This window comes from Thalassovita sp. (assembly GCF_034670005.1).
Lineage (GTDB): Bacteria > Pseudomonadota > Alphaproteobacteria > Rhodobacterales > Rhodobacteraceae > Thalassobius.
The window spans coordinates 93216-105277 of record NZ_JAXMOH010000013.1 but is presented as its reverse complement, the minus strand read 5'-3'; the positions used below and the strand labels follow the sequence as shown (position 1 = coordinate 105277).

At 59.5% G+C, this 12062-nt stretch carries 15 protein-coding genes and 1 tRNA gene; 5 read left to right on the top strand and 11 right to left on the bottom strand.

What is annotated here, in order from left to right:
• Positions 1–257 precede the first annotated feature (257 nt).
• Together VOI23_RS17640 and VOI23_RS17635 are read right to left on the bottom strand one after the other, a co-directional pair.
• The gene (locus VOI23_RS17640; protein WP_323786338.1) at positions 258–401 is read right to left on the bottom strand and encodes a hypothetical protein; all 144 of its coding nucleotides are present in this window, start codon (positions 399–401) and stop codon (positions 258–260) included.
• A gap of 5 nt (positions 402–406) precedes the next feature.
• Positions 407–808: an XRE family transcriptional regulator gene (locus tag VOI23_RS17635; protein ID WP_323786337.1), complete on the bottom strand. Its 402-nt coding sequence runs from the start codon at positions 806–808 to the stop codon at positions 407–409.
• Between the two features lie 234 nt (positions 809–1042).
• On the opposite strand from VOI23_RS17635, the gene VOI23_RS17630 reads away from it, so the two are divergent.
• Positions 1043–1225, top strand: a complete 183-nt coding sequence (locus VOI23_RS17630; protein ID WP_323786336.1) for a hypothetical protein — start codon at positions 1043–1045, stop codon at positions 1223–1225.
• Here VOI23_RS17630 and VOI23_RS17625 read toward each other — a convergent pair.
• The 3 genes from VOI23_RS17625 to VOI23_RS17615 form a co-directional block, all read right to left on the bottom strand.
• The gene (locus tag VOI23_RS17625; protein WP_323786335.1) at positions 1207–2478 is read right to left on the bottom strand and encodes a tyrosine-type recombinase/integrase; all 1272 of its coding nucleotides are present in this window, start codon (positions 2476–2478) and stop codon (positions 1207–1209) included. The genes VOI23_RS17630 and VOI23_RS17625 overlap by 19 nt on opposite strands.
• 149 nt (positions 2479–2627) lie before the next feature.
• Positions 2628–2717, bottom strand: a tRNA-Ser gene (locus VOI23_RS17620).
• Entirely contained in the window at positions 2679–2912 is a 234-nt protein-coding gene (locus VOI23_RS17615) for a hypothetical protein (protein ID WP_323786333.1), read from the bottom strand. Before VOI23_RS17615 ends, VOI23_RS17620 begins: the two co-directional genes overlap by 39 nt.
• Before the next feature lie 400 nt (positions 2913–3312).
• Between VOI23_RS17615 and VOI23_RS17610 the strand changes: the two genes are divergently transcribed.
• The 3 genes from VOI23_RS17610 (at position 3313) to deoD (ending at position 4872) form a co-directional block, all read left to right on the top strand.
• Positions 3313–3591, top strand: a complete 279-nt coding sequence (locus VOI23_RS17610) for an acylphosphatase (RefSeq protein WP_323786332.1) — start codon at positions 3313–3315, stop codon at positions 3589–3591.
• Between the two features lie 126 nt (positions 3592–3717).
• Positions 3718–4158, top strand: coding sequence for a GNAT family N-acetyltransferase (locus VOI23_RS17605; RefSeq protein WP_323786331.1), 441 nt, complete (start codon positions 3718–3720; stop codon positions 4156–4158).
• A gap of 9 nt (positions 4159–4167) precedes the next feature.
• Positions 4168–4872, top strand: coding sequence for a purine-nucleoside phosphorylase (gene deoD, locus VOI23_RS17600; protein ID WP_323786330.1), 705 nt, complete (start codon positions 4168–4170; stop codon positions 4870–4872).
• Here deoD and VOI23_RS17595 read toward each other — a convergent pair.
• Positions 4852–5724, bottom strand: coding sequence for a LysR family transcriptional regulator (locus tag VOI23_RS17595; RefSeq protein ID WP_323786329.1), 873 nt, complete (start codon positions 5722–5724; stop codon positions 4852–4854). The two genes, deoD and VOI23_RS17595, sit on opposite strands and share 21 nt — an antisense overlap.
• A gap of 100 nt (positions 5725–5824) precedes the next feature.
• Here VOI23_RS17595 and glyA point away from each other — a divergent pair, with 100 nt between their 5' ends.
• The gene (gene glyA / locus VOI23_RS17590; protein WP_323786327.1) at positions 5825–7150 is read left to right on the top strand and encodes a serine hydroxymethyltransferase; all 1326 of its coding nucleotides are present in this window, start codon (positions 5825–5827) and stop codon (positions 7148–7150) included.
• Positions 7151–7207: 57 nt separating this feature from the next.
• On the opposite strand, the gene VOI23_RS17585 is transcribed toward glyA, so the two are convergent.
• The 5 genes from VOI23_RS17585 to VOI23_RS17565 form a co-directional block, all read right to left on the bottom strand.
• Positions 7208–8053, bottom strand: a complete 846-nt coding sequence (locus VOI23_RS17585) for an urea carboxylase-associated family protein (RefSeq protein WP_323786326.1) — start codon at positions 8051–8053, stop codon at positions 7208–7210.
• Between the two features lie 264 nt (positions 8054–8317).
• Positions 8318–9958 (bottom strand): FAD-binding dehydrogenase, encoded by a 1641-nt coding sequence (locus VOI23_RS17580; RefSeq protein ID WP_323786325.1) that lies wholly within the window; start codon positions 9956–9958, stop codon positions 8318–8320.
• Positions 9959–10082: 124 nt separating this feature from the next.
• The gene (locus VOI23_RS17575; protein WP_323786324.1) at positions 10083–10304 is read right to left on the bottom strand and encodes a hypothetical protein; all 222 of its coding nucleotides are present in this window, start codon (positions 10302–10304) and stop codon (positions 10083–10085) included.
• A 104-nt stretch (positions 10305–10408) separates the two neighbouring features.
• Positions 10409–11191 (bottom strand): succinate dehydrogenase iron-sulfur subunit, encoded by a 783-nt coding sequence (locus tag VOI23_RS17570; RefSeq protein ID WP_323786323.1) that lies wholly within the window; start codon positions 11189–11191, stop codon positions 10409–10411.
• A gap of 77 nt (positions 11192–11268) precedes the next feature.
• The gene (locus VOI23_RS17565; RefSeq protein WP_323786322.1) at positions 11269–12057 is read right to left on the bottom strand and encodes an FkbM family methyltransferase; all 789 of its coding nucleotides are present in this window, start codon (positions 12055–12057) and stop codon (positions 11269–11271) included.
• Positions 12058–12062: the final 5 nt, after the last annotated feature.

The following is a 12062-nucleotide window of genomic DNA, read 5'->3' as shown; positions in this document are numbered from 1 at the left end:
AGAAACAGACGATCCGAAAACGTCGCTTGCAGCACCAATCCGCTGCCGCATAAACTCAAATACAAACCGAACCAGAGCCTCCGTTACGAAACAAGCTCAGCATTCCGAAAAACTCTGACGACGGACATTTCCGACTATTTTGGTCACGTAAACCCGTGGCAACCCCAATGTAAACGTAGGGCCAACTGCCCCTAGTGGGATCCGGCGAGGCGCGGTGGTCGAGCCATTCCTCGCCGCCAACCTAATCCACAATCATCCTATGCCCGCCGGAGCGCACAGAGACGCCGCAGAAGCTGAACGCGGCGCAAGGTCGGCTGCGGGTCGCTACCGCCGCCGATCAGTCGCAGGAATTCCAGCCAGGTGCGCTCGTTGGGGGTAAGGTCATCTTCTTGATCATACATGGCGTCTACCTCCCGAAAATTGCCTTGATCGCCGCCTGCGACCTGCTGGTCAGCCGGGGATCAGTGTTGTTCGATGCCTCTCGGATCGCCTGCAGCCAGCCGAGCTCGTTGTTGGTTACCGGCGTACCGAAGATCTCTACGATGGCCTGGGCGGCGGTATCGCCGATCGCCTGCTCCAGCGCCAGGCGCATCAGGTATGCGGAATCGCATTCCAACGCACGTGCCATAGAGGGCACCCGGTCCAATGCCAGCTTGGTGGCGCCGGTCTTGATCATCGTGATCATGTTGGGGTTCGGGAAGCCGGCCTCGCCGGCGATCTGCAACTGGGATTTGGTGTGTTTCAATTCGAGCACCCGGCGTTCTACGTATTTCGCCAACCTGGTGTCTGCATGCGGTTTCTTGGTCATTCTCGCTCTCTCAGATGTGACGCAGCACATGCTGCACATCTACATTTTGGCGATGGCATGTATGGGGATGAGCGGCAGGAACGCTCTGTAATCGCGGGAATTATCAAAGCTAAGAGTTGCTCTTCCCCGCTGCCACCTCCTCCCTTTTGCCCGAGGAGCGTGACGCAGCAGCAACACCACTAGGAACTTTCAAGAATTTTCTGCATCCGGTCGGCTCGTTGCTATAGCGAAAGTATGAGTGTTGATCTGGAAAAGCTGAAGGCCGCATACAGCAAAGTGGCCGCATTGGTCATCGAGGACCCGGTCTACCTGCCGGTCTTCGAACGGATCGAACGCCAGATCGCTCTCTTTGAAATGCAGGATGACGCAATACAGCGAGCCAAGGCCATCGCCGAGCGCTACAAAGCCGTCGCCTGAATAAGCACTTGCAGGTGCTCCAGGCTCGCCCCCTTGCCATACCTTTCGCGATCAAGCGCATGCCCCATCAGATCTCGCCGGATACGCTCGTCGACACCTACGGCCAGCATGCGGTCCTCAAAGCTATGGCGCAAACCGTATAGTGTGTGCCTTGGCGTTTCCATCAAGCCATTTTCACGCAAGTACTTGTTCACTGTTGCCGACAGGCTGGCAGAGCTGTCACTGTATCGAGGGAAGCCGTCCAGGCATGCACTCATAGCCTCAAGACTGACCCCACAAAGTGGAATAATGCGGCGAGCGTTAGCACTCTTGAGCTGACGCACTACCGGCTCAATCGAAATATGCGGCACGTTACCGTCCAACCGGATTTGAGTGGAAGTCAGAGCAGCCAATTCGCTCGGCCGCGCACCCGTGTTGACCATGGCAAGCAGGATACAGCGAGCATCCTTGTTCAGACCGTCGAGGGCACTTTGCGCCAAGATCTTGTCTTTTATCCAGGCATCAGAAAATGGAGGCCGCTGCACGGCTTCCCCTTCTTTGAAGCTGAGATCGGACAGGGGGAGAACCAGGTTTAACCGTTTCATCTTGTTCACGGTCTTCAGGACGTCGCCGAGATGAATGAGGTCCTTGTTCGCACTGCCGGGTGACAGCCCTTCGTTTTCGATCCTGTCCAACCACCAGGCACGGAAGTCGAGCATGTCGTCCCCAGTGATCTCGGAGAGAGCCCTGTCGCCCACGACTTTCACAAAAGTCTGAACAGCTTTCTTGCGCGGATTCTTCCATTTTCGGAGCTGATCAGCGCTCTTGCCGATCGTCTTTTCGCGCGCCAAATCCCAGTAAAGCATCAGGGCACGCGTGACGGTGATCTCCTGCTCCTTAGCCCCGCCGAGTAGCGCAGCCGCTTCCTTCAGATCCGGCCTGCCCTTGCTGACCGGCACCGCATCGATCCTGGCCAGCAGCTCTTCCGTGGGCAACTTCGCGACCTTTTCCGCGCGCATGTAACGAAATCCTCGGACCTCCGCTAGTTCACGGGCGGACTCGAAACGCTGTTCGGCATCCGATGTATCACCTGCCAGCTTAGCCTCCCAACCTGCAATCAGTTGTTCCCAAGCCAGGCCTGCTTTGGTCTCGGCTTCGGACACGCTATCAGTGTGAAGTGAAAGCCAAACGAACTTGCGCTGCTCTACCGATTCATATCTCTTGGGCACTCTTTTATAGAGGGACAGCTTTCTGCCTCTGCGCTTGATCGCCATAGTCACCTCACCGCTTTGCAGCAAATGTAGAGCAAAATGTATAGCGATTTGTATAGCAAAATTTAAAACAGCAAACACGAGAATCGACGATCATCAAGAAAATCTCTTTGATTTTCAACCACATTATCGATGTCCGCAATGATGTTTGGTGGCGGAGACGAAGGGATTCGAACCCTCGAGACCCTTCCGGGCCTACTCCCTTAGCAGGGGAGCGCCTTCGACCACTCGGCCACGTCTCCGCCGACCCGTTTAACGACAGTGTTTCCGGAAAACAAGGCGAAAATCGTCACAAACTTCAGGCCGATAACACTGGATAATTTCGCTTCCTTGCTGGTCTCAAAGCGTCCACGCGCTGTTTGATGCATGTGGTCGGAAAAATGCACCCCGCCTGATTGAATGCTGATCAGACCCTGCCGGTACTCGATCCCTTGCAATTAGGCACAGTCCAAGCATCGACTGCAGGTCTAAACCGGCCAAACAGGGTCTTTTCGCGACCAGACAGGAAGGACTTTGCCATCCAACCGAGGCAGGTCGGAGACCTTCCTTTGTTGCAGAGGGACCAGCACTCAAACCCAGCCCCACGCCGCGAAGATGGCGTGTTCGCCGGATGGGCTGAGGGGCAATCGTGATTGCATCACCGACCGAAACTTCTGGGATTTTCGATTTCCACCCACTCCCATCAGCTCAATCAAGGATGCGACCATCAAAGTGTAGACCGGACCTTAAGCGTTACGTCTCCGATGGCGGCTGACCGTGGCCTCCACATGCATGCCGCCGCTTGCCCGACTCACCTGTTCCAGCTTACCTTTGTCCTTGTCGAAAACGGAGCACGTCATGGATCAGATCGCCATGAAAGCCCGCGTCACGGGCCATGTTCAGGGAGTCGCCTTTCGGGCCTGGACCCGTTCCCGCGCAGACCGGTTGGGACTGTCAGGATGGGTCTGCAACGAAGATAACGGATCGGTCAGCGCCCTGTTCGATGGTGAAAAAGACGCGGTTCAGACAATGATTGATGAATTGTGGGAAGGGCCCGGCGCGGCCTCGGTCAGTGATGTGCAGACCGAAATGGCCGATCATGACACAACCCTGAAAGGCTTTCGCATCCGGCGCTGATCCAACACCGCGACGGGCGGTTTGGCGCGGTGTCCTGCCCTCTGGCTACGTCAGCATCACCCTAAGGTTGCCATATGCGGACGGCTTCTGCATTGTGCCCTAAAACCAAGAGGATGAGGATACTGAATGGCATTGGACATCCGCCCGCTTTGCGCCGCTGACGAAACCGACTGGCGGCGTCTGTGGACCGCTTACCTTGAATTTTACCAAAGCTCGGTTCCGGAAGAGGTCTATCAGGCCACCTTTGCCCGGCTGATTGATCCGGAACGGGACAATCAGAACGCCTTGCTGGCGCTGGTGGATGACAGGCCCGTCGGGCTGGTGCACTACATCTTTCACGCCCATAACTGGCGACTGGAGGATGTGTGTTACCTGCAGGATCTCTATGCAGATCCGGAGGTACGCGGCAAGGGCATTGGCCGCGCCCTGATCGAGGCGGTGTACAAGGCTGCGGATGAAAACGGCGCACCTTCGGTTTACTGGATGACGCAGGACTTTAACCACACCGCGCGGAAACTCTACGACCGGATCGCAACGCTGACCCCGTTCATCAAATACCAACGTTAGGAAACCGCCATGACCATCCATATCGGGGCGAAGCCCGGAGAAATCGCGGAAACTGTCCTGTTACCGGGCGATCCCTATCGCGCCAAATGGGCGGCGGAAACCTTTCTGGATGCCCCCAAACTGGTTAATGATGTGCGCGGAATGTTGGGTTTCACCGGCCACTACAAGGGCAATCCGGTGACCATCCACGGGTCCGGCATGGGAATGCCGTCCCTGTCGATCTATGCTAATGAACTGATCCGCGATTACGGCGCGAAAACGCTGATCCGCATCGGATCCTGCGGTGGCATGCAAGACAAGGTGAAGCTGCGTGACCTGATCCTGGCCATGACCGCCTCGTCGGTCTCGACCCCCTCCTCCGGTATTTTCAGGGTCTTCAACTTTGCCCCTTCGGCCGACTGGTCGCTACTGAAAGCCGCCGCGCACGCGGCTGAAGCCAAGGGCGTTTCAACCCATGTCGGCGGCATTTATTCCGCCGATGTGTTCTATGACGAACGCCCCGATCTGAACGACCAGATGACCCGCCACGGCATTCTGGGGGTCGAAATGGAAGCGGCCGAGCTTTATAATCTGGCGCTGCGCTATGGCGTAAGGGCCCTGGCCGTTCTGACCGTGTCCGATCACCTGATCCGCCATGAAGCCCTGCCGTCGGCGGACCGCGAACGATCCTTTGGCGACATGGTCGAAATCGCGCTAGAGGCCGCTTTCGCATAATTCGCCGATCAGACGCGCCAGCGGGGGCCGCATCGGGTTGCGCGCGGTCAAAACGAGCGCCTTTCCCGTTGGTACAGCCTGCGGGAAAGGACAGACCAGACGGCCCGCTTTCAGATCCTGTTCGATCAAGCTTTGATGTCCCATCAACACCCCGGCCCCGTTCACCGCCTCCTGCACCGCCAGCGCATAAAGCGAAAAGACCGGTCCGTGCAGTTGCGGTGCCTCCGCCCCGGCCCGTACTTTCAGCCAGACCGCCCAATCCTGCGACCAGCTGCTGTCGGACAGACAGGGCACTTGTGCCAGATCCGCAATCTGCGCCAATCCTTCTGCCACAGCAGGGGCACAAACCGGTAAAATTTCGTCCATTGCAATAATCTGGCCTTCTTCTGGATCACCCAGAAACAAGGTCAGGTCGAAAGGATCTCGCGCCAGGTTCGGCACCTGTTCCAGCGCCGTGACCGAAATCACCAGATCCGGCAGCGCCCGGCGGATGGCCGGCAAACGCGGCGACAGCCACAGCTGCGCCACGGCGGGCAGGGCCGCGATATGCAGTCGGTTGGGGCTGGCGACGGCGCGGATTTCCTGCACCGTGGCCGCCAATTGATCGAAGGCACGTTCAGCCAGCGGTAAAACCTGCCGCCCCAGATCGTTCAGAACCACCCCTTGCGGTTGCCGGTCGAACAGCGCCGCACCGGCCCAGTCTTCCAGCCCCTTGATCTGCTGCGCCACCGCCCCAGCGGTCACGCATAACTCTTCCGCTGCTTTGGAAAACCCGCCCAGACGGGCGGCAGCTTCAAAAGCACGCAGGGCATTCAATGGCGGACCGGTGGGGCGTGGCGGATGAACAGGCATTAGCAGACTCAGTTTTTCTGGGCATAGAATAGATGAAATCTGATTTGCGCGATACTGCGGAACCGGGTTTTGTGGCATTGATTGGAAACAGGAGACCGTCATGCCGCATCTGGCCCCGCGCGACTGGGTTCCGCCCCTGTGCGAAACCTTTATCCAGACCCTGTCGGCCAAGGTGTCCAACAGCACCAGCGCCGATCTTGCGGACCGGATCGATGCCTTGGCGACCCGCAACAGGGCGATTCATGAACGCGATTGCTTCAACCTGAACCCCGCCACTAATGTGATGAACCCGCGCGCCGAGGCGCTGCTGGCCTCCGGGCTCGGCACAAGGCCCTCGCTTGGATATCCCGGCGACAAATACGAAATGGGGCTCGAAGCGATCGAGGAAATCGAGGTGATCGCGGCCGAACTCAGCGCCGAGATTTTTGGCGCCCAATATGCCGAAATCCGGGTGCCCTCGGGCGCAATCGCCAATCTTTACGGCTTCATGGCGCTGGCGAAACCGGGCGATGCGATCATCACCCCGCCCGCCACTATTGGCGGTCATGTCACCCATCACGCGGCCGGTTGCGCCGGGCTTTACGGGCTGCAAAGCCATGCCGCCCCGGTCGATGCCGACGGCTACAGCGTCGATCTCGACGGGTTGGCGGAGCTGGCCGAACGGGTCAAACCCCGGATCATCACCATCGGCGGCAGCCTGAACCTGTTTCCGCATCCGGTCGCCGAAATCCGCGCCATCGCCGATGCGGTCGGCGCCTATGTCCTGTTCGATGCCGCCCATCAATGCGGGATCATCGCCGGGCGCGCCTGGCCCAATCCGCTGGATCAAGGCGCGCATCTGATGACGATGAGCACCTACAAATCGCTCGGCGGTCCTCCTTCGGGTTTGATCGTCAGCAATGATGCCGACATTGCCGAACGGCTCGACGCGATTGCCTTTCCCGGCATGACCGCGAATTTCGATGCGGCCAAATCCGCGGCTCTGGCGATGACCATGCTGGATTGGCGCGATCAGGGTGCCGGCTATGCCCGGATGATGATCGACACCGCACAGGCGCTGGCCAAGTCGCTTGGCGACCTCGGGCTACCAGTTTTTGCCGCCGAAAAGGGTGCCACCACATCGCATCAGTTCGCTTTGGAAGCGGACCCTTTCGGCGGCGGTCAGGCAGCTTCGAAAACCCTTCGCAAGGCGGGGTTCCTGACCTGTGGAATCGGATTACCCCTGCCAGAACTGGACGGTGACATGAACGGTCTGCGCATCGGGACGCCGGAACTGGTCCGCTGGGGCATGACCCCCGCCCATATGCCGGAACTGGCCCGGCTGATCGCCAGCGCCCTGCGCTCGAACGCGCCGGAAACGCTGGCCGCCGAGGTCGCCGCCTGGCGGCAAGGCTTCGACAAGCTGCATTTTATCAACGCGGGCTAGTCGGTTTTCATCTTGGCAAAAATACTCCGGGGTCCGGGGCAGCGCCCCGGTCCGGCCTTACCGCCCGTGGCTGCGGTCGTAGCCATTCACCTGCGGCGGCTCCCAGCCCCGAAGCGCCGCCGGGTCGGGGGCGAAAACCTCGATCAGCAGCGGATAACAGGCGGTCGCGTCGCTGGAATGTTCAGCTGAACAATCCCCGCCCGGGCAGGCCGACAGCGCCCCCAGCAGGTCGATCTCGGCAAAAAACTCCAGATAGTCGCCAGGCCGGACCGGGCTGGCTTTCATGAAATACTGACCCGTGTCGCGGGTAAACCCGGTACACATGAAAACATTCAGCACGTCATGCACATGCGGTTCCGCGTCGGTCAGGCTCATACCGGTCGCATCGGCCAACGCCCGGGTCAGATTGGAATGACAGCAATGATGATATTGCCCGCCGGTCAACAGGTTATGGGTATAGGGATCGCAGCGGGTGCCGATGACGTCATGCACCGATCCGCCAAAAGGATCGATTCCGTACCAGTCCAGCGTATCGTCAACGATCGTCGCCAGCGGGCGCAAATGGGGGAAGGTCGACCACATCCGTTCGCCCACCGTCAGATGCGTTCCGTGCAACGCCCTTGTCTTGCCGGAATAAAACCGTTCTGACAGATCATTCGCGTTCCAGAGGTTCAAATCACCGACCTGCGCGCCCTCAACCGAACTGATGCGGAAAAACTGCCCCGCCGTGACCCGGAAACTGCCTGCATCGCGCGGCGCGACCATCACCTCGTCAACTTTCCGCGCCCCGGCGCGGGCGGCACGGTAAAGGTCCAGATCGCACTTCGGCAATGTGTCGTTGGGATAGGCAATCACCGGCGCAATCGCACGGCGGGCCTCGGCATCGGCGGGAATGTCAGTCATGTCGACCTCGGGACATCAGAAAACGGGGGGCGGCGTTTTTGCGTAACAAACCTTGGGCGGGGAATGGTCCGTTGTAAAGCTTTCGGCGCCGCAAACCGCACAGCGATAACAGCTTTGCCCATCGCGGTCACCGCGCCGGTCGGCGCGCCATTTGCAGTGCCGCGTCCGACGGTTCGAAAAGATCATGATCAGGATGAAGGCGACAATCAGACCGATAGGGTAAATCATGCCGCCCGTTTACAGGGTTCGAACCAAAGGCGAAAGTCAGACCGCCCGCCCCGCCATCCGCCCGGAAAAGATACAGCCGCCCAGAAACGTCCCTTCCAGCGCGTTATAACCGTGATAGCCACCGCCACCAAAACCGGCAACTTCGCCCGCGGCATAAAGCCCCGCAAAGGCTGATCCGTCCGGGCGCAAAACCTGCCCGTTAAGGTCGGTATGCAGCCCACCCAACGATTTCCGGGTCAGGATATTCAGCCGCACCGCAATCAGCGGCCCGTTGGCAGGATCGAGGATTTTATGTGGCTTCGCGGTTCGGATCAGCCTGTCGCCACGATAGGCACGGGCCTGCCGGATCGCGATCACTTGCGCATCCTTGGCGAATTCATTGTCGATCTGGGCATCGCGCGCCAGCAATTGCGCGGCGATCCGGGCCGGGTCCATTGGCGCATCGGGGGTCAGCCGGTTCATGCCGTCGATCAGGTCAGGCAGGGTCTTTGCGACGATGAAATCCTCGCCATGCGTTTTGAATGCTTCGACCGGGGCCGGGGCCCCCTTGCCCGCCAAACGCGCCTTGATCACCGCCGACCACTTGCCCGCTGTCAGGTCGGGATTCTGTTCGCTGCCTGACAATGCGAATTCTTTTTCGATGATCTTCTGGCTCAGGATGAACCAACTATGTTCGTGCCCGGTCGACAAGATACGCTGCAAGGTCGCCAACGTGTCGAAACCCGGCAGGCAGGGGGCCTGCATCCGCTGCCCCAGAGCATCGAACCAGACCGAGCTGGGACCGGGCAGAATACGAATGCCGTGATTGGGCCAGATCGGATTCCAATTTACCAACCCTTCTGTGTAATGCCACATCCGGTCTTCGTTGATCGCCGCAGCGCCTGCCGCTTTGGCAACCTGCTGCATCTCGCCATCGACGTAATCGGGCACCCCCGCCACCATCCGCCGTGGTGCCGGGCCCAACCGGTCAACAGGCCATTGCGCCCGCACCATGTCGTGATTGCCGCCAATCCCGCCCGAAGTCACGATCACCGCCCCGGCGCGATGTTCGAACCGCGCGACGGCGTCGCGTGTGGTGGAACGCCCACGGTCGGCTTTGTCAGGGCGCAGCACCTCGCCCGCAACACCAGCCACGGAACCATTTTCCAAGATCAAATCCGTAACCCGGTGGCGGAACCCGAAATTGAGCCGACCATCCGCCGCCGCCGCACGCACCAACCGTTCGAACGGGGCAACCACCCCCGGCCCGGTGCCCCATGTCACATGGAACCGCGGCACCGAATTACCATGCCCGTTGGCCAGCGCCCCGCCCCGTTCGGCCCAGCCTACTACCGGGAACCAGCGCATACCGAGGCTTTTGAGCCACGGGCGCATTTCGCCCGCCGCGAAATCCAGATAAGCCTCGGCCACCCTGCGGGGATTGGCATCTTCGGCGCGGTCAAAACCGGCGCTGCCCATCCAGTCCGTGGTTGCCAGCGCAAGGGTGTCCCGTATGCCCATACGTCGTTGCTCCGGCGTATCAACCATAAACAGCCCGCCGAGCGACCAAAAGGCCTGTCCGCCAAGGCTTTGCTCCCCTTCCTGATCCAGCAACAGAACCCTGCGCCCGCGGGCCACGGCTTCGGATGCTGCGACAAGACCGGCAAGGCCTGCGCCCACAACGATAACATCGACCATGATTATTCCTCCCGACGGTCAGGCTAGGCCGAGGAAAGGCATTCGCAAACACGGACCTTGCGTAAAGAAAAGGCGCGCCCGATTGCGGGTACGCCTTTTATCTCTAACTGATGGGAGCCACGATTCAGGCGGCTGCAGCGTATTCGTAATATTCCACGAACTCTTCACCCCTGGGCGCTAAGGCGGTTTCAGCTGTGTAATAGGCATATGCCTGTTCCAGGCATGCCAGCGCTTCTTGGGCTTGCTCTTGTTGGGTTTTAGCGGTTTCGGACATCATAGCCTCGGTTCTTTGATGATCCCTCCCTGTGACCTTGAAGATAGAGATCGGGCCGAAAATAACATCCACCAATCATGCCCTGCCGCTATGCAGCATTTGCAGATTTGACCATAGGCAAAGAAAAAGGTCCGCCAGATGGCGGACCTTTTTAATGGTTTGGATCGTACAAAACCTTACACGGTGCGGTTGACCATCATGCGCTTGATCTCGGCAATCGCCGCAGCCGGGTTGAGACCTTTGGGGCAAGTCTTGGTGCAGTTCATGATCGTGTGGCACCGATACAGTTTGAACGGATCTTCCAGATCGTCCAGCCGTTCGCCGGTGGCCTCATCCCGGCTGTCGATGATCCAGCGATAAGCATGCAGCAAAGCGGCCGGACCAAGGTATTTATCGCTGTTCCACCAATAGCTGGGACAGGATGTCGAGCAGCTGGCGCACATCACGCATTCATAGAGGCCGTCAAGTTTCTTGCGGTCTTCAATCGACTGTTTCCACTCTTTCGCGGGGCGGTTGGTCTTGGTTTCCAGCCACGGCATGATGCTGGCATGCTGGGCATAGAAATGGGTCAGATCGGGGATCAGGTCCTTGACCACCGGCATATGCGGCAGCGGATAGATCTTGACCGTGTCCGACTTTACCTCGTCCATGCCGTAGATACAGGCCAGCGTGTTGATGCCGTCGATGTTCATCGCGCAGGACCCGCAGATGCCTTCGCGGCAGGACCGGCGGAAGGTCAGGGTCGGATCGATCTCGTTCTTGATCTTGATCAGCGCGTCAAGGATCATCGGACCGCATTTATCCATGTCGATGAAATAGGAATCCACCCGGGGGTTTTCGCCATCATCCGGGTTCCAGCGATAAATCTGGAACTTGCGCGGATTGGTGGCACCTTCGGGCTTGGGCCAGGTTTTCCCGGTACGAACCCGGGAATTCTTCGGGAGCGTCAGCTGGACCATTGTCGCTTCTCCTGTAATGCGGCGCCGGAATTGGCCCGGAGCCCTGTTCAATCTTGCTGCGGCCAGGCCGCGTTGATTCAGTTCAGTCGGCCCGCGTCGCGGACAAACAAAGTGTTTCCTTCGCCTTCGAATGCGGCGCTGTACCCGGCGGCGGTGATCCGGCCGATCAGGTCGGTATCCCATTCCTTGGCGTGTTCGGTTTCCATCAGGATCGCGTCGGGCATGTCAGCCTCGCCTGCTTGATCGAGCCAAGGGTTGAGAACCGAATCCTCGAACCCTTCGACATCTATCTTCATGACGCAGACATCGTAATCGTCGGCGCCCTTCAGATACGGGGCCAAGGGTCGGACCGGTACGCAGACCGCGCCGTCGACCTTGCCAGCGGCGACGCCGCGCAGCGATGCCTGACCGTAATTCCCGGCCCGCAGCATCAGCTTGGCTTCGCCCTCCTCGGCCCCCAATGCGCAACCTTCGATGCGCACAACATGGCCAAGATCGTTGCGGCGCACGTTTTCGCCCAGCCGCCCCAGCATCACCGGGTTGGGTTCAAAGGCGATCACCCGTGACCCTGCACCGGCGGCACGGGCCAGCGGCACGGCAAACGCACCGCAATTGCCGCCAATATCCAGCACCAGCGCCCGCTTGCCGGCAATCATATCCGTCAGCGCTTTCAACGATTGCGCCTCGGGCGGTTCTCCGTTCAGCCAGATGCATTGCTCAGTGTAGTTGTCCTGTGGATTCACCAGCAGTTCCACCCCTGCAAAGCTGACCGCGCTTTGCGGCAGCAACGGCCTCAGATGGCGCCGGACCTTGGGTCCGGCGACCTGAAATGCCTTGCGCAGGTGCTTTTGCTGATTGCGGTCCATCGCGG